Here is a 23,873-nt window from a genome sequence, read left to right as displayed (position 1 = left end):
CTATGGACTATAATCCTATCTCTATTACAGCAGCGTTGGTAATACTCGTTATTTTTGGTGCCGCTTGGATATTCTTTGGATGGTGGCTAGGGCGTAAAAATAAGTCACTTGATGACTTTATGTTGGCTGGGCGAAACGTTGGTTTAGCGTTTGCTGGCGCTACAGCTATGGCAACTTGGATCACCAGTAACACAACACTAGTTGCTCCACAGCTAACATATGAGCTTGGTATTTGGGGTATGGTCGGCTATTCGCTAGCGGCGTTAGGTTTAATCCTTTTCGCACCAATGGCGAAGCGGATCAAAGAGTTGATGCCCAAAGGATATACCTGCGGAGACTTTATACGCGTACGTTATGGTAAAACCGCTTGGATAGCATTTTTGGTGGTTTCTTTCTGTTACGCCATGGGTTGGTTGGTGAGCTTAGGAATGGCTGGTGGAGTCTTACTCAATACCTTAAGCGGTTTAAGTTATCACCTTGGAATGACAGTGATTCTTACCATCTGTGTCGGTTATACCTTGCTCGGAGGGCTTCGAGCGGTTATCGCTACCGACTATGTTCAAACCATTATTATTATTGTCGGTGTCTTATTCATCGGCTTTGTGTGTTACCAAACGGTAGGCCTCGAAAAGGTTTACGACTATAACAAAGAGCATCACCCTGAATTACTGAATCTTCTTTTCCCTGCGGCAATGATGTTCCTTTTCAATAATATATTCTTTGGTTTAGGTGAAATTTTTCATTCGAATGTCTGGTGGTCTCGAGCCTTGGCATTCCGACCAGGCATCGGCAAAAAAGCCTATTTAATGTCGGGCCTATTATGGTTACCTATTCCGATTGTGACAGGGTTTATTGCGCTATCGGCACCGGTGTTAGGTTTATATCCTGATTCAAGCGATATGGTTGGCCCGATGGTTGCTGCTAACTTACTCGGTGATATCGGCGCCATCTTTGTTTTTATTGTAGTTTTCTCAGCCTTAGCCTCTAGCTTGGATTCGCTATTAGCAGCTACTAGCGACCTAGTGACTAGGGATATTTATAACGGTTTGATTGATAAAAAAGCGAGTAAAGAAAAATTACACCGTATCAGCAAATTAGTTATTCTGGGACTTGGTTTTGTAACTTGGCTGCTGTGTTTGCCTAAAATAACAACATTAGGCGCTTTATTAAATTTCACGGGTGCCTTCGTTGCTAGCACTATATGGCCGATTGTTCTTGGTCTGTATCAACGTCGAATGTCCGGAGACTTTGTAACTGCAGCTTTAGTCTTAGGAACAATCAGTGGGCTGGTTGGCTATCACACGATCGGCTTCTATGTTGCAGCTTTATTTAGCTGCATCATGTCATTTGTCATTTGTATGATCGGTTTACTCGTGAAAAATGACAACTTTGATTGGAAACGTTTACAAGATATGGAGAAAACCCAGTGACGATTTCTCTAGAAGCATTAGAAACATTAGTAATAGCGGCGATGGCAGTGACCTGCTTTTCGCCAGTGATTTTAATTATTTTATTAATCAAGGACTGGTTAAAAGAAGAACTATGGTGAACCCAATGGTTGATGACAGCATGAAGTTTTCACGAATCAAACCCGATGTGTTTGGTGATGCGCATCCGAAGGCTTTATTGAAACGAATACAAGAAGATGGCGATAAGCTACAAGTTTTATCTAACCAACATATTGTGTCTGCTGAGCAATTTGAAGCTGACACGATATTGCAACTGTTCCGCTTGGCAAGCAAGTTTGAAAGTAATCCACAGCGCTACAGCAATCCCTTAAAAGGGAAAATTCTAATCAGCGCTTTCTATGAACCGAGTACAAGAACTCGATTGTCATTCGAAAGTGCTTGGCATCGTTTAGGTGGTGACATCATGTCGATTACTGACCGTGCCACAACGGGAATCGCAAAAGGCGAGTCGCTAGCGGATGTTGGTGAAATGTTTAATAACTACGGCGACTGTGTAGTTTTGCGTGAAAGTAACGAAGACTCAGTCACAGAAATGACCTCGACACTGCGAATTCCGATTATTAATGCCGGCAACGGAACGCGAGAACATCCTACGCAAGCGATGGCAGATCTTTATACTATCTTTAAATGGAAGCCTGAGTTACTCGAAAACAATGGCACGAAAATAAAGATTGGTGTTATCGGTGTGCCGAGCTTTATGCGTACCGTACGCAGTTTATTAAAACTGTTTGCACTATTTCCCGATATCTTTGCAGAAGTGGTATTGATTCATGATAGTGATGAAGATGAAATCTTTACGCCAGGTCAGCGTGAAAAGCTTGAAGCTAAGGGACTGAATTTAACCGTAAGCCGTACTCTTGACGATATATTACCAACGCTAGATGTAGTTTATATCAACGCTATTGCATGGGTTGGCGACTCTTACGAAGAACACGGCACTAAGTTTAAGCTAGATAAAGACTCGCCGCTAAAAAAAGATGCCATTATTTTGCACCCTCTCGCCAGGGGCGATGAGTTGTCCACAGACTTGGATGAAACTCCCCATAACTGGTATTTCTCACAGGCCAGAGGCGCTGTCTTTTTAAGAATGGCACTACTGACGTGCATGGTCGAGCGGACGGAGCGTGTCTTAGACGTAGTGTAACTGAGTACTTAATAAAACCCTTATTGTAACTAAAATCCGAGGAGATTTAGTGTATGTGCGGAATCGCGGGTGTGATTCATAACGATAAAAACCGAGCAATAGATTCGCAAACTTTAGTTAATATGGCAGCGATTCAATACCATCGTGGGCCTGATAATTTTGGTTATCATAACCCACAAGGCGCGGGTGTTGGCCTAAGCCATGCGCGATTGACGATCATTGACTTAGACGAAGAACGTGGTCGTCAACCGCATGTGAGCAATGATGGCCGCTACATGATGGTGCATAACGGTGAGTTCTATGATTTTCAGCGTATCCGAGCCTCGATGACCGCGCAGGGTGCACGCTTTGGCACAAAAAGCGATTCAGAATTAGTCTTACAAATGTACCCCCATTACGGCATTGCAAAGACCGTTGAGCAGCTGCGTGGTGAGTTTGCTTTTTCAATTTATGATCGTGAAGAAGAAACCATGTACTTGGTGCGTGATCGATTTGGTATTAAGCCGCTATATTGGACTGAAACAGAGCATGGAGTTGTTTTTGGCTCAGAATTGAAAGTGCTATTCGCGCATCCGGACGTAAAGCGAGAAATTGATTCTGAAGGTTTGTATCACCAATTGATCCAGGTCATGGTACCAGGCTCTACGGCTTTTAAAGGAATCAACCAAGTGCCACCTGGCCACTGGATTAAAATTCAGCGAAAAGATGGGAAGCTTAATATTGAACAACATAAGTATTGGGACATTAATTTCCCACAAGCCGAAGCACACCTTAATGTAAAAGACGAAGAAGAATATATCGAAGGGGTGCGCGAGCAGTTGCTTGAAGCGGTACATTTACGCCTAAACGCGGATGTTCCCGTTGGAGCCTACCTTTCCGGTGGTATCGACTCTTGCTCAATTTTAGGGCTTTCTGCATCGGTGCGACAGGATCCTGTAAAAGCCTTCACCATTGGCTTTGATGATGCAGATTATGATGAAACGCCGATTGCTACTGAAATGGCTGAGATGACAGGAGCGGAGCAAATTATTCTGCCTTTGTCTGCGGAGCACCTTTATGATCATTTTGAACGAACCATCTGGCACACCGAGCGCACGATTTATAACACCCTAGGCGTTGCCAAGTTGCTGATGAGCCAGAAGGTTCGTGAGCAGGGGTATAAAGTCGTACTGACGGGCGAGGGCAGTGATGAGTTGTTTGCGGGGTATCCTGCTTTCCGTAAAGATATGTTTCTTTATGGCTTATCCGACTTACCTGACAACTTAAGAAGTGAGTTGCAGTCTACTTTGGCCGAATCAAATGAACTTTTTAAAGGCGCTATGTTACCCCGGGAAGAATTTAAGTCCGAAGCCATTAACCAAAAAGTCGGCTTTACTCCAACCTGTATTCAAAGCTGGATGGGATGCGACGGCTTTGCGCGTAACTTAATGAATAAAGATCATCAAGCAAACATTAAGAGCTATGATGCTGGTAGCGCGATAGCTGAGCAATTTGATGAGACTCAGCTAGAAGGGCGCCATCCTCTCGATAAAGCCCAGTATGTTTGGATTAAAACAATGCTGGAAGGTCAGATTCTTACTTGGGGCGGAGATCGAGTGGACATGGCAAATTCGATGGAAGCGCGCCCTCCATTCCTAGATCACTACCTAGCAGATTACGCGGTGAATATTCCGCCACAGATGCGGATTAAAGGGCCGGTAGAAAAGTACGTTCTTAAAGAAGCGATGAAAGGGTTGCTTCCAGAAACACTTTATAAACGCCAAAAGTTTGCCTTTATGGCGCCACCGGCACACACCGACGAAAAGAAGTGGAATGCTTTAATGGAGCTGATGGAAGAGTTCGCCAGCGAGCAAAAGATTAAAGAAGCGGGGCTCATCGATTATGACGCCTTGAAGCAGATGATCGATAGCCATGCTGATCCCAGTGTGCCACGAGATCATAAAGTGCAGATGGATGCACTTTTGAACCATGTTTTGGGCGTCCAACTGTTGCACCATCATTTTGTAGAGCAAGATATTCCTAAAAAGGCTGCTGCAAAGGCTCATGAGTTGGGCTGGGCTGCGTAAATTTGAAGCTACTGTAAAAAACAAATCTTCGAAACTACAAACCAGCGCACACAATAAGGAAATAGTTAGTGCGCTGCGCTTTATTTGAATAAATCTGAGATGATCTTGAGGTCCCTTCGTTTATAATAAACAGTGCATAGGCGCAGATTTTTTGCTTTTGCTTATTACAATAAATTGAGGGGTAAATTATGAAAAAATTAATATTTGTCAGTGGCTTATTGGCGGCAGTCAATGTGCAAGCTGCCGACTTATTCGAGCCGATAGATTATCATCAACACAGTACTGTTTTTGCTGATGATCAAAAGTCACACGTCAAAAGCCATGCCGCGATGACTGTTAGAGTGGACATGTCATTCCTTGACCAACAGTATCAAACCATCCAAAACTCAGAAATGAGTACGGCCAACCAGCAGACGGTTGAGTTTCAAGTCAGCCTACCAGACGGTAGCATCCACGACATCGTCATTAATCGAGCGAATGATAATTTCGGTGAAAGTTATTCATTATTTGGTCACGTCAAAGGTCAGCCAGACTACCAAGTCGCTTTTAATACCGCAGACAGTAAAGCCTTTGCTGGAACGATTATGCTCGGTGAGACAAGCTATAAAATCACGCCAAAAAGTGATGGTGTCTCGATAGTAGAGCCTATTCTTGGCCGTGAATATGCGTGCGGTGGTGGAAAGGACAGCGGACTAGAGTATGAGCATGATTTCTCTTCGCAACTTGACTCGCAGTTTGATACTGCTGATTCCGTGAACGCTACGAGTAATGTAGATGTGATGTTGATTTATACATCGGCTGCCAAATATGGTGCTGGCTCAGAGAGTAACATTAGAGCGCTAGCACAGCAGTCAGTCGATCAAATGAACCTTTCTTTATCCAATAGCCAAGTTGATGCGAATGTAACTTTGGTCTATACCGGCGAAGTGGCTTATACAGAAACGGGTAGTGGTTATACCGATCTTGACTGGGTAACGAACAACTCAGGAGTTGCTAGTCTTAGAAACCAGTATGGCGCGGACTTGGTCGGTTTTCTCGTTGAAAACCCAGGGAATTTATGTGGTTTAGGTTGGTACATGGCGAACCCAAGCCCTAATTTTGCATCGCGCGGATTCCAAGTAACACGTCGTAACTGTATGGGCGGTTGGACTGTGGCCCATGAGTTTGGTCACAACATGGGGCTTCAACATGATGAGGCGAATGCTGGTGGAACACCTGGACCATACCAGTACAACTATGGACATATCTTAAGTAATAATTATCACACCATTATGGCTTACGGAAGCTCGTGTAACTGGTGTCCAGTGATTAATAACTTTTCAAATCCTGATATTACCTATCGAGGCGTTCCAACGGGCACAGCCTATCACAACAATGCACGTCGTTTGAACGACACCCGAGCCATTGTTGCCGGCTTCCGTGATGGTGGTGATGATGATGATCCAGTTGAGGTCATTGAACTTGAAAAAGGGCAATCAAAAAACCTAGCAATACTTGAAGCCGGTAAATCCCAAGCTTATAAAATAGTTGTTCCAAATAACGATAAAAACTTAACCATCAGTACTTCTGGCGGTAGCGGTGATGTCAGTTTATATGTCACCTACGAAGGCCGAGCTGATCAAAATAACCATGATTGTGCTAGTGAAAGTGCAGGTAGCAATAGTGAAACCTGTAGCTTTGCTGATGCTATGCGAGGCACCTATTACATAATGCTCCACGCAGAAACGACTAGCAGAAATGTGAGTATTATCGCGGATTATGGAGAAGACGATGGTGGTGACGATTATGACTACACAGAGTCGGCCTATGTGTATAGCCGTTACAGCACTATTTTCCCAAGAAACAATTACGGCTATTACTACTCACAAGCAGGAATTCATAAAGCAAAGCTAAGTAGCAGTAGCAGCAATACTGACTTTGACCTCTACTTCCAGAAATGGAATGGTCGTCAGTGGGTAACTGTAGACTCGAGCTACACGCCAAGTAACGATGAAACCATTGAGTACAATGGCTCTGCGGGATATTACCGTTGGTACGTGTATAGTTACAGTGGTTCAGCAACAGCGACACTGCAATACAGCATTCCAAAATAACGAGTTTTGACCTTAAAACTGCAAGGGTACTCCTGCTCTTGCAGTTTTATCATCCCCAGTTCAATTCTCAAGCTCCATTCTCAAGCTCCATACTGAGATCTGCCCTTGGAATCACCACTTTTTATATAATTCTTCTAAATTAAACTATAAAATAAGCAGTTCTAATTAAAGCTCATTCTCGGCACGAATCGCACTTAAGATCTTGCCGTGAGTTAACCGTTGCGAGTATTACTATTGAGCCCTGTGGATTCTAAAGCCCCAGTAAAAAGTGATTCATCTAGTGAATCCTTATACGAAACCATCACCGATGATTTGGTGCGTCAAGGTTATAGCATTAATCCCGAGGCATTACCGCCAAGCTTAGCAAATGCGCTTTATCAGCAGGTCTTAGAGCTAAATCAAGCAGAGTTTGATACCGCAGGTATTGGACGTCAGCTAGCACATACCGTGGATACTCAAGTCAGAACTGATGAAATCTGCTGGATAAACGGAAGTACCGATACCGGGCAGAACTGGCTAAATTGGGCCGGCGGCTTACGTGAATACATTAACTCTCAACTGTTTCTTGGGCTTTTTTCCTTTGAAAGCCACTTCGCGCACTACGGACCTGGTGATTTTTATAAGCGTCATCTCGATGCTTTCAAAGGTGAGTCTAACCGGTTGTTATCTTTAGTCGTTTATTTAAATCCAGACTGGAAAGAAGAAGATAAAGGCGAGCTGGTTCTTTATCGAGACGAGCATGATATGACAGGCATCAAAGTAAGTCCGACCTTTGGCACCGTTGTTGCTTTTCTCAGCGAAGATTTTCCTCATGAAGTATTGCCTGCTAAACGTGATCGATACTCGATTGCGGGTTGGTATCGGCTCAACAATAGCATCGGCAACCGAATCGACCCACCGCGGTAAAACTTTGGTATTGTGAGTCGAAACTCTTACTGACTGCATAAAAAAACAGAGATGTTTGACTCGATGGTGACTTATAAACACACAACTTCTTCATGCTTTTTATCTGGGATTTTTGTATAATGCGCAACAATTTCTTCAGCGATACCAAAATCGCTGCCGTGGCAACCCCTCGATGGACTGCCATCGCGCTGCGCTATTTTAATTTGTATTTTTCTAAAGAGGAGAGGCAATGAAAGTAGGTATTATAATGGGCTCAAAGTCAGACTGGCCTACCATGCAGCATGCAGCAGACATGCTTGATAAATTTGGCGTAGAGTATGAAACCAAAGTCGTTTCAGCACATCGCACTCCTCAATTACTCGCTGATTACGCTTCCTCTGCTGCAGAGCGCGGTATTAAAGTCATCATCGCCGGTGCTGGCGGTGCCGCACACCTTCCGGGCATGGCGGCAGCCTTTACTTCGCTGCCTGTGCTTGGTGTTCCAGTTAAGTCTAAAGCCTTAAATGGAATCGACTCATTGCTATCTATTTGTCAAATGCCAAAAGGCGTAGCGGTGGGTACACTAGCCATTGGTGATGCTGGCGCGGCAAACGCAGGCTTACTAGCAGCACAAATTTTAGGTTGCCAGCAGCCACAATTGTTAGCAAAAATCGACCAATTCCGTAGCGAGCAAACGGAAACTATTTTGGCCAACCCTAACCCAGCTGAATAGCGAGCATTAATATGCAAATGTTAGTACTTGGAGCAGGGCAGCTAGCGCGCATGATGGCGCTTGTGGCTGCCCCTTTAGATATTCATATTCGAGCTTACGACGTTACTACTAAGCAAGTATTGCATCCGGTGACCGGAGAGCGCTATGAGCAAAGCTTAGAGCAAGCTATCGAAGCGAGCGATCGTATAACAGCGGAATTTGAGCATGTGCCAACTGATGTATTGGCGCTTTGCGAGCAAAGCGGTAAATTATTCCCAAGTAAAAAAGCCATCGAGTGTGGTGGTGACCGTGCTAAAGAAAAAGCCTTGCTGGATGCCGCAGGTGTTCCAAGTGCCCCTTATGTACTAGTCACCGAGCGTCGTCACCTAGAACAGGCTATCAGCGAGCTAGGGCTGCCTTTGGTGATTAAAACCTGTCAGGCGGGATACGACGGTAAGGGCCAATGGCGCTTAAAGTCTGCCGAGCAAACTGACGACATTTGGCAGGAAATGCAGGCGTTTTTGGATAAAGATGTCGCACACAGTATTATTTGTGAAAAGATGATTCCTTTTGATCGCGAAGTGTCAGTCATTGGGGCTCGTGATATTCAAGGCAATGTAAAGGTATATCCCGTCACAGAAAATGAACACACTAATGGCGTCTTAACACTGTCAGTAGCAGGAATTGTAAATCAAGATATTCAAGCTCAAGCAGTTGATGCATACTATAAAGTTGCCGAAGCTCTGGATTATGTTGGCGTATTGGCAATCGAGTTTTTCGAAGTTAATGGCGAGTTACTGGTGAATGAAATTGCGCCAAGAGTTCATAATTCTGGTCATTGGACACAGCAGGGCACTTATTGTTGTCAGTTCGAGAATCATGTACGAGCAGTCGCAGGCTTACCAATGGGTAGCACTGATTTGTTATACCCAAGTGCGATGATTAATGTGCTTGGGCAGGACGCTATTCCTCATCAAATATTAGCAACGACAGGTGTTCGTAGCCACTGGTACGGCAAGAAAGTGAAACCCGGTCGTAAAATGGGCCACATCAATGTTAGTGCTGGTACGCTACACGAACTAGGAAAGCGTCTTAACGAACTTAGCGAGCATCTTAGTGAGCAAGATTATCCCGGTGTTAAAGCGAGAGCTAAACAGTTAGTGAGTATTTAAATCAGGCAGCAGCTTATAGTTATAATTTGCTATAGCCACAAAAAAGGTCACTAATAAGTGACCTTTTTTGTTTATTTGGTGGAGGCGGCGGGAGTCGAACCCCTTACACCTATATCCTTTAAAATCAGTCCCTTAGAGAAAGCTCTTGCTTACCTCGGGTTTAACTTGTACCAATAATTGTACCAACTTAGTACCTTCCTAACAATTGAGACAAATACTGATAACCTGTTGACACTACAAATAGGAAAACTCTATTTAACGGAATGCTATAAGGAGATATACAAGGAGAAGAACCGCACTAGTTCCGTATCTGTAGGCTTCAGCACTCTTCTTGGTAGCACCTTTCCAAACAGCAACAATGCCAACTACACTACCAGCTAGTATTATCCCTATTAGCCATAGTATGTGTGGGAGCAGTATTTCTATACCATTCATCCTATTTCACCTTAACAATATCATTCCAATTTGATGTAAAGTCCTTGCTCCGTCTCTCACTCTTCATTGACCACTTCTGGTTGAAGCCTTGAAGAGCAAACTTAGCAGTTCCCTTACCGTATTTTGCATTAATAGAGTCTACTGCCTGCATTAATTCAGGGGAAGACTTAACACTCATAAAGAAGTCCTTCTGGTGCCCCTCAGCAGTCGATAAGTCATTCAGCATGATACCAACCTTCTTGTAGAGGAACCCTTTCTTATAGATCTCCTGAAGGCCTCTCATGGCACTCTTTAAGAACACCCCAGTATGGTCTGTAGCTTCAGGTAGTGACAGCGTAATGGACTGGCAGTATTGCTTGTCTTGAGCTGAGAAAGGATTCGTTCTAATGCCTACTGTCATCGACTTAGCGAGTGAGCCTTGCTTTCTTAGTGTCTCACAGCCTCTAGTGACATGGTAAGCAATAGCCTCTCGTATTAGCTGTAGGTCATCAGTCTTATTAGAGAATGAGCGTGAACAGACAATTTGTTTCTTTGGTGGTGGACTATCCTCTAATGCAATGCAGGACTTTCCCCTTAGCTCCAATACAGTCCTCTCCATGTTCACAGAGAACATACGTTGGAGAGTCTTATAGTCAGCGTTGCGTAACTGCAAGGCGGTATGTATGCCAACCTTGTTGAGCTTCTCTGAGAGTCTACGACCTACGCCCCATATCTCACTTACAGGAAGATTCTCAAGGGCATTCTTTACCGTGTACCTAGAGTTCAACTCTAAGACCCCATTAGGCACAGCCAGAGACTTAGCGTAGTGGTTCGCTATCTTGGCTAGAGTCTTAGAGGGTGCTAAACCAATGCAGATAGGAAGCCCTAACCACTGTTGAACGGTCTTAACAATCTCTTGGTTATGCTCAATGAGGTTGGTGTGCTTAAAGCCTTCATAGAGAAGGAAGCTTTCATCAATGGAGTATTGCTCTACTTGGTCGCAGGAACGCTCAAGCACTGACACAAAGCGGTTAGACAAGTCACCATAGAGAGCGTAGTTAGACGATAACACCTGCACGTTATGCTTACGGACAATATCCTGAATCTTATGCAGAGGCGCACCCATCTTAATCCCTATAGCTTTAGCTTCATTAGAGCGAGCTACCGCACAGCCATCATTGTTGCTAAGGACAATGACAGGTCGATTTCTTAAAGCTGGGTTAAACAATCTCTCACAGGAGACATAGAAGTTATTGACGTCACAAAGGGCAAACATCTTAGACATTACAGCTTCCTGCTAATGCCAGTGACAACACCCCATACGGTTAAGTCCATCTCACCTGTAATTCTTATAGGCTCATAGTCGGGGTTGTCTGATACCAGTGTAAGTCCATCATTCATGTTGAGTCGCTTCACCGTAAACTCATTGTTAACGATGGCCACTACAACAGATCCGTGCTTAGGGCTAACTGAGCGGTCTACCACTAGGATATCATCAGGGAATATCGTGGTAGTCATAGACTCACCTTGCACACGGGCAAAGAATGTAGCCGTAGGGTTATCCACCATGATTTGGTTCAGGTCTAAGGTATCGCCTAGATACTCTTCCGCTGGGCTAGGAAAGCCAGCAGGAACCTTAGAGGTAACGATTGGTAGCTCTAATGGTGAGTTCGTAGGTGTCAGGATGGATACTTTAGCCATGCTCAAAGGTGTCTGTGAATAGACCTACTATCTTAGCAGAGTCGAGGCTAGTTTGTGGAGCTAATCAGCATCAATTATGTATGGCGTCTCAGCAGGTGTTAGGTCTCTTGCACCGTGTAGCTTCGTGGCCTCTATAGGAGTTCTTAGGGTTGGCTCTAGCAGGTCATTAAAAGCATCTATCTCAGTGAAGCCCCTATCAAGCCAAGCACTAAGGGTGTCGGGCTGGTCTAAGGGAAGCATCAGAGGTAGTGACTTCTTATGGATATTCTCTAACTTGGGATTGCCGTCAAGAGTAATGATCGATGCTGAGTAGTGAACCTCATCATTGATATACCACTCCTTGAACAAACCACCAAAAGCGATAGCTTGGCCTTCAGGTTGTAGGTAGTGATATTTCTTGTCTTGGCCTTCGATGAAGCCCGTGGCTGGAATGATACAACGAGACTCTCTGTAAGGTTTCTTAGTCAGTCTGCTTTCTCTTAGGCGAGCACTCTTGGAGTTAAACGTCTTCCACTTATAGTCGGCCTTAAGCTCACCATCGACATTCTTGAGGAGTAACCACCACTTAGCATCGACTAACTGGCGAGTACCTTCAGATGACTCATTGATGATCTGTATGCTGGAAGCTGGTACACGTATCCCTCTGGTTTCTATAGGTTCATCTATGCCTAACTGGTCTGCCAGCTTGTCAGTGAATGGACTGTTAATGACGTTGTAAGCACCGCACATAAAGTATGACTTCATCAAAGGTATACTAAGAGGTTAGCAATAGTAGCCGTAAATGTTAAATAAAAAGACTAGATGAGATGACTGAGTAAATGAAATTGAATAATACTACTTACTTCAATAATATAGACTCACATAAACAAGATATAACTAAAACTAACAGGGATATACATGTCTAACCATATTAGTGAATACATTGAAATAGTAAGAAATAGGTATAATCTAGGCCAATCGAGTGAGCATACTTTCCGTGGTGACTTAGAGCAGCTAATTAGAAGTTTAGTACCTAACGTCGATATTACTAATGAGCCTAGTAAGGTGACAGACTGCGGCAACCCAGACTATGTAATTAGTAAAGGTAAAATACCTATAGGCTTCATTGAAGCAAAAGATATAGGGAAGGACTTAAATTCAAAGGTCTACAAAGAGCAGTTCGATAGATATAAAAATGCTTTAGATAACCTAGTTATCACTGATTACCTACACTTCCAGTTTTTCCAGAATGGCTCACTCGTCCACGAAGTTAGTATTGCAGAGTTGGTTGATGGCGAGATTAAAGCATTAGAAGAAAACTTTATTCAGTTTACCAACCTGATAAGAGACTTTTGTGCCTTTATTAGTCAAACTATCAAGTCAGCAAAACGCTTAGCTGAACTTATGGCGGGCAAAGCCAGATTATTAGAGAATACTTTGGAGAATGCTGTAAGCTCTGATGATGATAACCATCAAAATACAGAGCTAAGAAGACAGTTTGAAATATTCAAGGATGTACTGATTCATGACTTAACGCCAAAGGGATTTGCGGATATCTACGCACAAACACTAGCATATGGAATGTTCGCTGCCAGACTACATGATACAAGCTTAAATGACTTTAGCAGGCAGGAAGCCTCTGAATTAATACCTAAAACGAACCCCTTTTTAAGAAGGTTATTTGAATATGTGGCAGGAGCAAATATTGATGACCGCATAAGGACAACGGTTGATAACTTAGCAGATGTGTTTAGAGCGACTAATGTAGCAGAGATTTTGAAAGATTTTGGAAAGTCAACTCAAACACAAGACCCAATAATACACTTTTATGAAACATTCCTAGCTGAATACAATCCAGCTGTAAGAAAGCAGAGAGGTGTTTGGTACACACCAGAGCCAGTTGTGAAGTTCATAATTAGAGCTGTCGATGAAATATTAAAAAAAGAATTCGAAATAAGCGATGGCTTGGCAGACACTCAAAAGACTACTATTGAAGTTGATACCCAAAACCGTGATAGAAGGACAAAAACAGGCTACGTACGAGGAGAAAAGCAGGTACATAGGGTTCAAATACTAGACCCTGCTACAGGTACAGGAACTTTCTTAGCTGAAGTTGTTAGGTTCATTTACCAAAGCAAATTTAACTCCATGGGAGGGATGTGGAGTAGCTATGTTGAAAATGAATTAATCCCTAGGTTAAATGGGTTTGAGTTGTTAATGGCTTCATATGCTATGGCACACTTAAAGTTAGACTTACTTCTAACAGATACAGGTTATATCCCTAATAACGAGAGGAGGTTTAACGTCTTTTTGACTAACTCTTTAGAGGAATACCATCCGGACACAGGGAAGCTCTTTGCAGACTGGCTGAGTAGCGAAGCAAAGGAAGCAAACTATATTAAAAGGGACACCCCTGTAATGGTTGTTGTTGGTAATCCTCCATACGCTGTAAGTAGTGTAAATAAAGGCGAATGGATTCAAGGGTTAATAGCGGATTATAAGAAGAATCTTAATGAGCGAAAAATTAACTTAGATGACGACTATATTAAGTTTATTCGTTACGGACAGCATTACATAGAAAAAAATGGAGCAGGCATACTAGCTTATATCACAAATAATAGTTTTCTTGATGGCGTAACTCATAGGCAAATGAGAAAAGACCTGCTAGAAGGCTTTGATAAGATTTATATATTAGATTTGCACGGGAACTCCCGTAAGTTAGAAACGAGTCCTGATGGCTCTGTAGATCAAAATGTATTTGATATTATGGCTGGAGTCTCGATTAATATATTCGTTAAAACTGGGGCTAAAAAGAAAAATGAACTTGGAGAAGTGTATGTTTACGATCTTTACGGAAAGCGAGATTTTAAATATGAAACACTCTCGAATGAGAATTTTAGTTCAATACGATTCGAAAAATTAGCTCCTACACCCCCCTATTATTTTTTTGTAAAAAAAGATTTCGGGAAAGCAGAGCAATATAATAACGGATTTAAACTTGATGAGTTAATGACATTTAATAACTCAGGTTTTGAGACTGCAAAAGATAAGTTTCTGGTGAAATTCACAGAAAAGGAAGCTAGAGACTTAACAGCCGACATCAATAATTTATCATTAGAGGAGTTATCTAGTAAGCATAATTTAAAATTATCTAAGGCAGAAGAGGTAAAGACAGATATAGGCAATGCCTATAATATAAAAGCCTTATACAGGCCATTTGATATTAGGTCGACTTTAATATCCCCTAATAGTAAAGGAGTAATGTTTAGACCTAGGTTCGATACAGTGAGACACCTATTAGAAGATAATATAGCCCTCCTATGTTGCAAAAGGCAGACATCATTTGATTTTCAACATATTTTTATTACAACTAATGCAGTTGAGCGATGTGCCGTTTCCCTGCAAACAGGAGAAGTGAGTTATGTATTTCCGTTATACTTGTATGAAAATAGGGCAGATAATCTCTCAGAGGAAAAGATAAAGAAGAAAATTCTAAATTTGAAATCAGATGTTACTGACAAAATATCTGAAGAGTTAGGGTTGGAGCTTTGCTCTCAAAGTAACCAAAAAATGAAATCATATACACCTTTAGACCTTATTGACTATATTTATGCAGTTTTACACTCACGTGCTTACCGTGATCAATATAAAGAGTTTTTAAAAATTGACTTCCCTAAGATACCGTACCCGAAAGATCAGCTTGTATTTTGGAGGTTAGTGAAAATTGGTAGCGCTCTACGCAAGGCTCATCTACTTGACGAAGTTTCAGTCTACTCTTTAGATATAATGTATCCAGTAAGTGGAAATAATATTGTTGAAAAAATCACTTTCAAAGAAGGTAAGGTGTATATAAACAGCACTCAGTATTTCAGTGATATACCACAGATGACTTGGGAGTTTTATATAGGTGGTTATCAGCCTGCTATAAAGTGGCTCAAAGATCGCAAAGGACGAGAGTTGAGTTTTGACGAGGTTCTGCACTACCAAAAGATAATTAAAGCACTTTCTGAAACTCAAAGGTTAATGGATGAAATCGAAAAGATAGACTTTATGTAGAGTATTTAAAAAGACAGATTAAGGCAAGTGGATACGCAGATAACCCAAAGTTCAACCTCAAGTTATCTGCTGTTCTCTAGTCAGCGATTAAAGCTACAATTATTCCAACAATGGTACTTACTAAAAGTGCGGCCACTCTTCCTCCTGTTTGTAGTTTCGTTTAAGTTTATTACTGTTGCGCTTTTTACCCATAGTACCTACAGATACTCCTAACCAAGTCTTGAATAACTCCCTCATGCGTTTACTAGGGATATAGACCGTCATTGGTTCACCTTTGCGAATACAACCTCTCCAGAGCCACTGAATCAACTGTGACAAAGCGTAGTTATCTTGAAGCGTCTTAAGTTCATCCTCTTCAAACATGCAAGAATCTCTTAGTAGGTTTATTACAGGCGGTTTCATGTAGGTATTTACCATGTAAGCCATGAACCTTTTATGTGCAAAGTCATTAGACCCTCTCATGTTCTGAGGCAACAGAGTGACCAGTTCCATTTCCTCAGGGCTCAGCTTGTTACGATCTGGCCCATGATACTTCCTGTTAATCACTTTATTGGAAAATGACTGGTGGTGGAATGTGTCTTTTAGACAGCCGTGGACAGTATATGCAATGTGTAGTTTTCTGTAGCAACTGTTATCAACTACCTGCCTAAGTTGTTTCATTGCTTTCTTTAGGTTCGCCTCTCGCTTATACCAGTTTTTACTGTAACTAGAGTCACTTCTTTGGCCATTATGTTTCCCTTCATAAATAGTTATCAGCTCCGAGAACTGTGATCCGCTAGGTTCTTTATGTGGTACTGGTTTACCATCTAATATCGAAAGTAATTGGTACTTAATGCCATGTAGTTTGAAGTAAGCCCACATCAAGCTACCTTCGAAAAGATAGGTCAAAACAGTTACCTTCTTAAACGAGGTTATAAAGTCAGGTTTTGGAGCTTCAATGAGAATACCTGTTGAGCTGAGGTAGCAATCTTTATTGCGGATAGTCCGTTCGTATTTCTGGTATCTATCAAGGAAAGGCCTTACTACCTCAACTTTATCAAGCGAACCTTGTGTATTAACTACAAGCTTACCTTCTTCAATCAACTTTGAAACGTCACGCTTTGAGATGCTCATAGGCTCTAGGATTCCCGATAGAGTCTCATCAAGGTATAACTCATAACCATATTCTCTAACATAGGCTTTAACTGCTTCATCCCACAAAGCCATGAGCTGATGAGTTGAAATGATAGACTTCCTCTCAGCCAGACAATTCTTAAGTAGCTCCAACATTGGCTTCTTAGAGCTTTTCTTTAAGTCAGATAGTGCAACTGCACCTTTGATACCTTGAGCTAATCTATCTACCTCTGATTGTCGCTCCACGCATATAATGAAAGGTGTTTTAACGCTGTTTAGATGCTCAATGATAAAAGTTGATTTACCGCTACCCATTACTGAGTCGTAAATTGATACACGTTTACTATTCAAGATAATGCTCCAAATGATTTATGTGATTTTAGTGAACACAAAGCACCTGCTTTTCACTTAAGAAAGGTCAATAAGCTTGGGGTAGGTCGTTAGAAAGGTGCTTTTGGTTTGCTACTTAAATTAAACTCGGCAAAAAAACTGCCGAAAATCCATATAAAGCATTTAGAATCAATAGCTTACAGATTGCCCCCTTAAAGAAAGAGGAACACTTCAAGTGACAACCATAAGAGAATATTAAGCTCTACTTTAAGTTGACTGTAAGTTATCTATATATTCATCTACCAAAAAGAGGAAAAGAACTAATGTTCAATACTTAAAGTCACACTTAAAGATATCTACTTATAACTATCTACCTAGAAATAACTTGTGTAGATGAACTCTAAGTTACTTCTTTAAGATGCTTATGTAGACTCAGTTATCACTAACTAAAGTTGCTTCTATGGGATAGTGGGGGTTAATTAATTTAAGGGGATAATGTGTGTTAATTAACTCTAAGAGGAGCTTTAAGTGTACTTTAAGAAAACTGCAAGTAGTCTCATTAGACTTTTGACCTATAGAGATTTTGCTGATCTAATGTAAATGAGACTGTTTTGAGACAGTTAATTAGGTGTATCAATAGAGTGTACTTAATTGAGATTATAGGAGCATTATGGAAACATTAGTTGGTTATGGTCGAGTATCTACTAAAGACCAATCGTTAGAGATTCAACAAGAAGCACTGAAAGAGTATGGGTGTACAAAGCTTTTCTTAGAGCAGAAATCAGGTGGTGCATTAAGTGACAGAGTTGAGCTTGAGAAAGCATTAGAGTACGTAAGGGAAGGTGATACTTTAGTTGTCTTTAAGCTAGACCGTTTAGCTCGCTCTATCGTGGACTTACATAACATATTAAGTCGATTAGATGAGAAAGGTGTTAAGTTCAAAAGTATCAAGGATAGCTCAGTAGATACCGCAAGTGCTCATGGTAAGTTAATGATGAATATCTTAGGATCATTCGCTGAGTTTGAGCGTGAACTAATAAGGGAAAGGCAGGCTCTAGGGATCGCTAAAGCTAAGAAGAAAGGGAAATATAATGGTAGAAAGAAATCTCTTAGTGAGGGGCGTATTAAACAGCTTAGAGATCGTTTTAAGAATAAGGCTGAGGATGAATCGGCACAGGACATAGCCAGAGAATTTGGAATCAGTAGAGCTAGCCTGTACCGTTATGTTTCTTAGTTACGGAAGAGGTTAGACTGTTCTATAAGTATTATAATCTGATCGACATAGTTCATATCATATGGGCACGGGGGAATGTAACCGTACTTTGCCCTCGGGGTGGTACTTCAGATTTTTTTGGGAAAATTCAAGTTGATAGTTCTCATAAATCATAATAGGGTTATATAAAAGAAAATAATTAGGGAAGTTACGGTAAGGATGAGAGACAGTGAACTATTGATTTACTTGCACGACTACCATAAGTACAAAGTTGGAACTCCGAAGAAGGTGAACCCAAAGTTCAGGGGCGTATCACAGCAAATCTTGAACTTCAAAGACCCTGACCACCGTCTGCACAGGCAGGCCGTTGATAAGTTTTATAGTGAGATTGAGAGTAAGCTAACAGCAGAAATCACTCCCTTTCAAAACTTTTCATTAGCAATTGTGCCTTCTCATGAAAGAAATGTGACGTCGGCTGCGATGGAGGAAATATGTAGAAGCTTGGCCACTTCCCATAAAAATATGCACTATCATGGGAACCCTTTAGTGAGGACAAGAACAATACCTAAGTTAGCAACAGGAGGCGATAGGAGTCTATTCAATCATTTAGCTTCACTGGATACACATGAGCATATCATAAGTCTTAAATTTCCATACGTTATTTTGGATGATATTGTTACAAGTGGGAATTCATTGGCAGCTTGCAAAGCTAAAATAGAGCAAGCTGGAGCAAGTATTTTAAAGGTTTTGGCTATCGGGAAAACAGTTGATGAATGATCTCTCAAAAATTAATCAAACTCTTGAAGTGCTATACCTCGCCCTTAGATCTGTTAAGCGTACTAAGCCAAGCATTATTTCTGGAGTGTTTAGAGCTATAAGTAAAGATATTTCTTCTTTAACAGAAGTGAACGACACACTTGAGAATATGGAGCTAGGTGGACACATCCTTAGTGATTATGACTGGGAAAGAGCTTTAAACATACTTCACGAACATGAATCTAGCGGCATTAGAGTTATTACCTTAAAGGATATCCTATATCCGCAATCACTGAGAGTAATAAAGGATGCCCCAACTGCAATATTCCTTAAGGGTAACGTTGAAACATTAACAAATATTCCCGGAATGGCTATTGTGGGTACAAGAAAAGCTTCAAGCAATGGCAAAGCAATAGCTCGGAGAGTTTCAGAGTTCCTAAGTGAGTGTGGTTGGACTATTGTCAGTGGACTTGCTTTAGGCATAGATGCAGAAGCACACAGAGGCTGTCTTAATAAAAATGGAGAGACCATAGCAGTATTAGCTGGGGGGTTAGACAAACCGACTCCTGCATCTAATTCGAAGCTCGGCTATGAGATTTTGGATAAAGGAGGTGCATGGTTATCCGAACACCCACTGGGGGTTCCTACCAAAAGAGAGTTCTTTGTACCTAGAAATCGGATACAGATAGGACTGTCTGTTGGCTCTCTCATTGTAGAGGCTGAAATTAAAAGTGGCTCTACTAGCCAAGCGAACTTCTGTACTGGGCAAGGTAGAGCCCTTTTTGCGATTGTACCCCACGAAGACAATAATCCTCTAAAGTTGAACTGTGCAGGGACACAAGATTTAGTAAAGAATAAAGGTGCCATACCAATCAGAACACGTGGTGACTACGAAAGACTGCTAAAGGTAATGAATAGTCACCTTGAGGAATTGGGAGGTAAAGTCAGCCAAGACTAAATTGACTTAAATTCGTTAATTGTTCCTCAACGTTTAAAACTTATTCGTACTTCTTTTTTAATGGATGCTAGGGCTATTAATCACCTCCTAGCCTACTTGCATCTCTGCAGTTTATTTAAACGGCTTGATTTCGGGGAGGTATTTCTTAAAGTCAATCTTCTCATAAACTTCAGTTAGATATTTTAAGTTAATCTCTTGACCATATGTTCCAAACGTAACATCATCTGATGAATGACCAAGGATACGTTTTAACTTATAGCCGAACTCACCCACACCGTTTGATACCATGTCTTGCAAGGTATGTCGAAATGAGTGAAAGCACTCTTTTTCCTTTTCAAAACCTAGTTTATCTTTAAGACGGTTAAACCACTTGCTAGAAGGGTCGGAACGAGTACTTTTCCCGACGGTAATATCATGAAGTAAGTAAACTTTTCCTTCCTGTTTAAGTTGGTCTATATAATCTAACAAACCCAGCTCTATAAGATGTTGGTGTATTGGTATTTCTCTTTCAGAACTTTCCGTTTTAAGCTCTAAATCCTTTAGAGAAAAAGCATAAACAGTACGGTCATTTATATGATATTCCTTTACATCACTAATTTTAAGCTGGCAAAGCTCATCTATCCTAGCACCTGTGTATAGGCCTAAAAGAGGAAGCCAGTAATGGAAATCCTTTTTGTACTCAAGTTTTGTCCAGATTGGTTGGCTAAAAAGTAAGTTTAGTTTCTCTGGGGTGAAAACCTTTCGTTTAGATTTTTTACTAACCCTTTCTTTCAACTTGAGATCTTGGAATGGGTTTTGACTTAGCTCGATTTTATCGTGCCTGATTGCCCACTGAGTAAATGAACCAAAGATTCTTAAATACTTATTAATGGTGGTGACAGACATCAAGTGATCTTTAGGAATATCTTCCAGTTGTATTATTTCCTCTATGGACAGCTCTCTGTATTCTTTGCGTTTATGCATATTAGACGGCAATTTTTGGAGTTTGTCTTTGATATCTAAAGCCGATCTCTTAGTAATAGTTTGATTTCTGTTTAGTTGGATCAGAAGCTTTAATGACTCTTTGTATCCTTCTAGAGTTTTGGCAGAACAACTTTCCTCTCTTTCCTTAGAAGCAAGAAACTCGTCAACAAGCTGCTCAAGGTCAACTTTTTGAGCAATTAAGGCTTGAGGGGGAGAGGTAGGTTGAACTGAGGAGTTAGAACTCTCAACAGTTTTACGGATTCTATTAACTAAATCTACAGCGGATTTATGATTCTCTGGTCCTCCAGCATATCTTCTAAACTTGATGTTGAATAGCGCCGACTTGAGCGTGAAGTAAGCACATCTTAAATTGGTGTAATGAGTCGATGTGCTATCAACTTGGATTCCTAGCTCATTAATGAAGTTTTCAAACTCAAGGTTGTCCTTCTCGGTATATCCTCCGCTTTCAATGGTATGCCATGCCTTATAATACTGGGAATAGTATCTCTCAGCGTAGTCAGACTTGAGCTCGCCGTAAAGCTCATAGTCAACTAGACCTGGCTCGAGTTGGATAAACCCTGTCGCTCTAATGTCGTCTTCAAAGGCTTTTAGCTCAGTTTCAAACCAATGTACTAAAAGAGATCTTTCAGAAGGGTTAATATATTCTAAGTCAATAAACACTTTTAATTGCTCTTGTAACTGTTCAATAAACTCGATATACCGAAGGGCCTTTTGTGAGGCCTTCATCTTATTATCTGTACCTAAAGAGCGCTTAACTTCTTTTCGGCCAAGGAGGGCTACTGTGCGTCTCTTTAGAGGTAATCTTAGGTAATAGGTGTTTCCCCTTAGGGTTATGTACTTGCTCAGCATTACATCTATCTCTAATTAATGAGATATGCAAAAGCTAATCAATCTAAGGGAAGTTGGTACCAGTACTTGTACCAGTTTTTGTACCAAATGTAACAAACAGGCCTGAAAGGCCCGTCATAACTGAATTGGTGGAGGCGGCGGGAGTCGAACCCGCGTCCGCGAACCCTCTGCTTTAGAATCTACATGCTTAGAACCATCTTTAAGTTAACCAGTGACGAGCCAATGGCCAGGCTTTCAATGGCGATCTCGAGGAAAGTTTAACAGTTGGCTGCCGAGCACAGTTACCTGCGAGTCCCTGTATATGACTGTCTAGCTCCTACCAAGGACGCTCAGAGTAGACAGTTAGCCTATTAAGCGGCTAAAGCGTAGTTGTCTTCGTTTGCAACTATAAGTTTTCAGCTTTGATTTTACGAGATTCGCTGAACATCTCGACATGCAACTAAAGTTTCGTAATCCACGTCGAAGCCAAATCGCCCCCATGGAACAATCCATTATAACTGATATGGGGATTGTGTATATAGGATTCAATGGTTATATTACTAAAAGTAAATTGTGGCTTGGTTAACATTCCTTTAGGAAACAAAAGGATACACTTTGTTGGCCACAGTAGGAGGGTTAATGTCACCACAAGAAAAAAATCGCATTGAATCTGCGATGATGTCCCATAAGGGCGTCGCTAGAGAAAATAATGATGATAAAGTTTACGGATCCTCAGAGTTAGGGCTTTGGTTGCTATCTGATGGGGTTGGCGGACTAAAGCAGGGCGAGCAAGCCAGTCTTTATACGGTTAAAGAAATCCGAAAGTCGATCGCTAACGGAGCCAATCTCTTTAATGCTGTCCATTCTGCACACTCAGTGATAAAAGCGTATAATCGTCATGAGGAGGAAGACCGCGGGGCAACTGTCGTGGCGGTACACTCAAAAGAAGATAGTTACGATATTGCGTGGGTAGGTGATAGTAGGGCTTACCTTTGGAATGAGATAACCGGCGAGTTATCGCAGTTAACAGAAGACCACACTTTAGTCCAAAAGCTTCTCAACGCAGGTTTAATTGAGTCGACACAAGTAAAACACCATCCAAAACGCCACGTTATTACTCAATGCTTAGGGATTGAGAATGACAACCAGCTTCATATTGGTCTTTTAAATCGTGAGTGGGATTATGGTGAGCATTTACTGTTGGCGAGTGATGGTTTGTACGATGAGCTATCCCGCACTGAGTTAACTGGGGCGTTGCGTATGCCACGCGACAACCAAGCGAAGATCGAGTATATGGTGTCGCTTGCGTGTAAGAATGGGGGGAGTGACAATGTTTCGGTTATTCTTATATCGTCTCCGGTGAAAGCACCAAAAAAGCGAAAGAAAAAAAGCTTTATCGATCAAATTAAAAAATTATTAAAAATAAATTAACGTGAGGTAAGTATGTCATCACAAGATTCGTCAAATAAAAAAGCTGAGCCAAGAAAGGGGTATCGGGAAGATAAGGCTGGGCCGCAGGGAACACTTGTTTTTGACTCGAAAGAAGTCGATCGGATGATTGCCGCAGAAATTCAAAAACTAGAAGATGATGGGACAAAAGTTCCAGCACTCTTGGCTACGACTAAACCCCACGCGGGCACTGCATTTCTACTAAGTTATGGAAAAAATGTTATTGGACGAGGTAAGGGCAATAGCGTCACGATCTATGATCCTGCAGCCTCATCCACTCATGCCCAGATAACTTACTATAGTGGTGAGTGGAAAATACTTAACTTATTATCGTCAAACGGTACTATCGTTAATGGCGAGAAAATTACTGAACGTGTTTTAACGCTAGGCGATAAAATTCAAATTGGTCATACCGAGTTTTTATTTACGCTAGTCGACTCTCCTGAAGAGGCTGAAGAAGAAGCTGCAGAAATAAACTGGACGTTAGTAGGTGCACTTGGTGTAGCCGCAGTGATTTTTATTGGCGTGCTTATCTGGTTGTTTGCATAGTT

The 23,873-nt window shown here is 41.6% G+C and carries 19 protein-coding genes and 1 other RNA gene; 14 read left to right on the top strand and 6 right to left on the bottom strand.

What is annotated here, in order from left to right; translation table 11 throughout:
• The first annotated feature begins 2 nt into the window (after nucleotides 1-2).
• The 8 genes from ABD128_RS04770 (at nucleotide 3) to ABD128_RS04735 (ending at nucleotide 9,541) form a co-directional block, all read left to right on the top strand.
• Complete coding sequence (locus tag ABD128_RS04770; protein WP_343987295.1) at nucleotides 3-1,430, top strand: sodium:solute symporter family protein; 1,428 nt, start codon at nucleotides 3-5, stop codon at nucleotides 1,428-1,430.
• On the top strand, nucleotides 1,427-1,549 hold the full coding sequence (locus ABD128_RS04765; protein WP_343987293.1) for a hypothetical protein: 123 nt from the start codon (nucleotides 1,427-1,429) through the stop codon (nucleotides 1,547-1,549). Before ABD128_RS04770 ends, ABD128_RS04765 begins: the two co-directional genes overlap by 4 nt.
• 5 nt (nucleotides 1,550-1,554) lie before the next feature.
• On the top strand, nucleotides 1,555-2,613 hold the full coding sequence (locus tag ABD128_RS04760) for an aspartate/ornithine carbamoyltransferase family protein (RefSeq protein WP_425545680.1): 1,059 nt from the start codon (nucleotides 1,555-1,557) through the stop codon (nucleotides 2,611-2,613).
• A gap of 53 nt (nucleotides 2,614-2,666) precedes the next feature.
• Nucleotides 2,667-4,679 (top strand): asparagine synthase (glutamine-hydrolyzing), encoded by a 2,013-nt coding sequence (asnB, locus tag ABD128_RS04755; RefSeq protein ID WP_343987288.1) that lies wholly within the window; start codon nucleotides 2,667-2,669, stop codon nucleotides 4,677-4,679.
• Nucleotides 4,680-4,867: 188 nt separating this feature from the next.
• Complete coding sequence (locus ABD128_RS04750) at nucleotides 4,868-6,772, top strand: M12 family metallo-peptidase (RefSeq protein ID WP_343987285.1); 1,905 nt, start codon at nucleotides 4,868-4,870, stop codon at nucleotides 6,770-6,772.
• A gap of 243 nt (nucleotides 6,773-7,015) precedes the next feature.
• Entirely contained in the window at nucleotides 7,016-7,678 is a 663-nt protein-coding gene (locus ABD128_RS04745; RefSeq protein WP_343987283.1) for a 2OG-Fe(II) oxygenase, read from the top strand.
• A gap of 229 nt (nucleotides 7,679-7,907) precedes the next feature.
• Complete coding sequence (purE, locus tag ABD128_RS04740; RefSeq protein WP_343987280.1) at nucleotides 7,908-8,390, top strand: 5-(carboxyamino)imidazole ribonucleotide mutase; 483 nt, start codon at nucleotides 7,908-7,910, stop codon at nucleotides 8,388-8,390.
• Nucleotides 8,391-8,401: 11 nt separating this feature from the next.
• Nucleotides 8,402-9,541: a 5-(carboxyamino)imidazole ribonucleotide synthase gene (locus tag ABD128_RS04735; protein WP_343987277.1), complete on the top strand. Its 1,140-nt coding sequence runs from the start codon at nucleotides 8,402-8,404 to the stop codon at nucleotides 9,539-9,541.
• Between the two features lie 436 nt (nucleotides 9,542-9,977).
• Here the strand turns inward: ABD128_RS04735 and ABD128_RS04730 are convergent, their stop codons facing one another.
• From ABD128_RS04730 to ABD128_RS04720, 3 genes are read right to left on the bottom strand one after another with little or no spacing between them, the layout of a single operon-like run.
• Nucleotides 9,978-11,240: a Y-family DNA polymerase gene (locus tag ABD128_RS04730; protein ID WP_343987274.1), complete on the bottom strand. Its 1,263-nt coding sequence runs from the start codon at nucleotides 11,238-11,240 to the stop codon at nucleotides 9,978-9,980.
• The gene (locus ABD128_RS04725; RefSeq protein WP_343987271.1) at nucleotides 11,240-11,656 is read right to left on the bottom strand and encodes a LexA family protein; all 417 of its coding nucleotides are present in this window, start codon (nucleotides 11,654-11,656) and stop codon (nucleotides 11,240-11,242) included. Before ABD128_RS04725 ends, ABD128_RS04730 begins: the two co-directional genes overlap by 1 nt.
• A 60-nt stretch (nucleotides 11,657-11,716) precedes the next feature.
• Complete coding sequence (locus ABD128_RS04720) at nucleotides 11,717-12,400, bottom strand: SOS response-associated peptidase family protein (RefSeq protein ID WP_343987268.1); 684 nt, start codon at nucleotides 12,398-12,400, stop codon at nucleotides 11,717-11,719.
• Nucleotides 12,401-12,553: 153 nt separating this feature from the next.
• On the opposite strand from ABD128_RS04720, the gene ABD128_RS04715 reads away from it, so the two are divergent.
• The gene (locus tag ABD128_RS04715) at nucleotides 12,554-15,691 is read left to right on the top strand and encodes a type ISP restriction/modification enzyme (RefSeq protein WP_343987265.1); all 3,138 of its coding nucleotides are present in this window, start codon (nucleotides 12,554-12,556) and stop codon (nucleotides 15,689-15,691) included.
• 120 nt (nucleotides 15,692-15,811) lie between these two features.
• Here the strand turns inward: ABD128_RS04715 and ABD128_RS04710 are convergent, their stop codons facing one another.
• Nucleotides 15,812-17,155 carry a hypothetical protein gene (locus tag ABD128_RS04710; RefSeq protein ID WP_343987262.1) on the bottom strand — a complete coding sequence of 448 codons (1,344 nt, stop codon included), beginning with the start codon at nucleotides 17,153-17,155 and terminating at the stop codon, nucleotides 15,812-15,814.
• Between the two features lie 649 nt (nucleotides 17,156-17,804).
• Here ABD128_RS04710 and ABD128_RS04705 point away from each other — a divergent pair.
• The 3 genes from ABD128_RS04705 (at nucleotide 17,805) to ABD128_RS04695 (ending at nucleotide 20,061) form a co-directional block, all read left to right on the top strand.
• A complete protein-coding gene (locus ABD128_RS04705; protein WP_343987259.1) occupies nucleotides 17,805-18,368 on the top strand; it encodes a recombinase family protein in 564 nt (187 codons plus the stop codon).
• A 198-nt stretch (nucleotides 18,369-18,566) separates the two neighbouring features.
• Complete coding sequence (locus ABD128_RS04700) at nucleotides 18,567-19,124, top strand: hypothetical protein (protein ID WP_343987256.1); 558 nt, start codon at nucleotides 18,567-18,569, stop codon at nucleotides 19,122-19,124.
• On the top strand, nucleotides 19,117-20,061 hold the full coding sequence (locus tag ABD128_RS04695; RefSeq protein ID WP_343987253.1) for a DNA-processing protein DprA: 945 nt from the start codon (nucleotides 19,117-19,119) through the stop codon (nucleotides 20,059-20,061). The genes ABD128_RS04700 and ABD128_RS04695 overlap by 8 nt, the downstream gene beginning before the upstream one ends.
• Before the next feature lie 111 nt (nucleotides 20,062-20,172).
• Here ABD128_RS04695 and ABD128_RS04690 read toward each other — a convergent pair whose 3' ends face one another.
• Both ABD128_RS04690 and ssrA read right to left on the bottom strand, forming a co-directional pair.
• On the bottom strand, nucleotides 20,173-21,771 hold the full coding sequence (locus ABD128_RS04690) for a site-specific integrase (RefSeq protein WP_425545674.1): 1,599 nt from the start codon (nucleotides 21,769-21,771) through the stop codon (nucleotides 20,173-20,175).
• 249 nt (nucleotides 21,772-22,020) lie between these two features.
• Nucleotides 22,021-22,372, bottom strand: a transfer-messenger RNA (tmRNA) gene (gene ssrA, locus ABD128_RS04685).
• A 140-nt stretch (nucleotides 22,373-22,512) separates the two neighbouring features.
• Here ssrA and ABD128_RS04680 point away from each other — a divergent pair.
• A complete protein-coding gene (locus tag ABD128_RS04680) occupies nucleotides 22,513-23,304 on the top strand; it encodes a PP2C family protein-serine/threonine phosphatase (protein ID WP_343987248.1) in 792 nt (263 codons plus the stop codon).
• 12 nt (nucleotides 23,305-23,316) lie between these two features.
• On the top strand, nucleotides 23,317-23,871 hold the full coding sequence (locus tag ABD128_RS04675; RefSeq protein ID WP_343987245.1) for an FHA domain-containing protein: 555 nt from the start codon (nucleotides 23,317-23,319) through the stop codon (nucleotides 23,869-23,871).
• The last annotated feature ends 2 nt before the right edge of the window (nucleotides 23,872-23,873 follow it).

Source organism: Kangiella japonica, from assembly GCF_039523535.1.
Taxonomy (GTDB): Bacteria; Pseudomonadota; Gammaproteobacteria; order Enterobacterales; family Kangiellaceae; genus Kangiella; species Kangiella japonica.
The sequence above is the reverse complement of the archived record's forward strand: the minus strand, read 5'-3'. Positions and strand labels throughout refer to the sequence as shown.

Excerpts from the sequence above, each read along its gene's own strand:
- ABD128_RS04770 (WP_343987295.1), top strand. The coding sequence starts at position 3 with ATGGACTATAATCCTATCTCTATTACAGCAGCGTTGGTAATACTCGTT.
- ABD128_RS04760 (WP_425545680.1), top strand. The coding sequence starts at position 1,555 with ATGGTTGATGACAGCATGAAGTTTTCACGAATCAAACCCGATGTGTTT.
- asnB (WP_343987288.1), top strand. The coding sequence starts at position 2,667 with ATGTGCGGAATCGCGGGTGTGATTCATAACGATAAAAACCGAGCAATA.
- ABD128_RS04750 (WP_343987285.1), top strand. The coding sequence starts at position 4,868 with ATGAAAAAATTAATATTTGTCAGTGGCTTATTGGCGGCAGTCAATGTG.
- purE (WP_343987280.1), top strand. The coding sequence starts at position 7,908 with ATGAAAGTAGGTATTATAATGGGCTCAAAGTCAGACTGGCCTACCATG.
- ABD128_RS04735 (WP_343987277.1), top strand. The coding sequence starts at position 8,402 with ATGCAAATGTTAGTACTTGGAGCAGGGCAGCTAGCGCGCATGATGGCG.
- ABD128_RS04730 (WP_343987274.1), bottom strand. The coding sequence starts at position 11,240 with ATGTCTAAGATGTTTGCCCTTTGTGACGTCAATAACTTCTATGTCTCC.
- ABD128_RS04725 (WP_343987271.1), bottom strand. The coding sequence starts at position 11,656 with ATGGCTAAAGTATCCATCCTGACACCTACGAACTCACCATTAGAGCTA.
- ABD128_RS04720 (WP_343987268.1), bottom strand. The coding sequence starts at position 12,400 with ATGAAGTCATACTTTATGTGCGGTGCTTACAACGTCATTAACAGTCCA.
- ABD128_RS04715 (WP_343987265.1), top strand. The coding sequence starts at position 12,554 with ATGTCTAACCATATTAGTGAATACATTGAAATAGTAAGAAATAGGTAT.
- ABD128_RS04705 (WP_343987259.1), top strand. The coding sequence starts at position 17,805 with ATGGAAACATTAGTTGGTTATGGTCGAGTATCTACTAAAGACCAATCG.
- ABD128_RS04700 (WP_343987256.1), top strand. The coding sequence starts at position 18,567 with ATGAGAGACAGTGAACTATTGATTTACTTGCACGACTACCATAAGTAC.
- ABD128_RS04695 (WP_343987253.1), top strand. The coding sequence starts at position 19,117 with ATGAATGATCTCTCAAAAATTAATCAAACTCTTGAAGTGCTATACCTC.
- ABD128_RS04690 (WP_425545674.1), bottom strand. The coding sequence starts at position 21,771 with ATGAAGGCCTCACAAAAGGCCCTTCGGTATATCGAGTTTATTGAACAG.
- ABD128_RS04680 (WP_343987248.1), top strand. The coding sequence starts at position 22,513 with ATGTCACCACAAGAAAAAAATCGCATTGAATCTGCGATGATGTCCCAT.
- ABD128_RS04675 (WP_343987245.1), top strand. The coding sequence starts at position 23,317 with ATGTCATCACAAGATTCGTCAAATAAAAAAGCTGAGCCAAGAAAGGGG.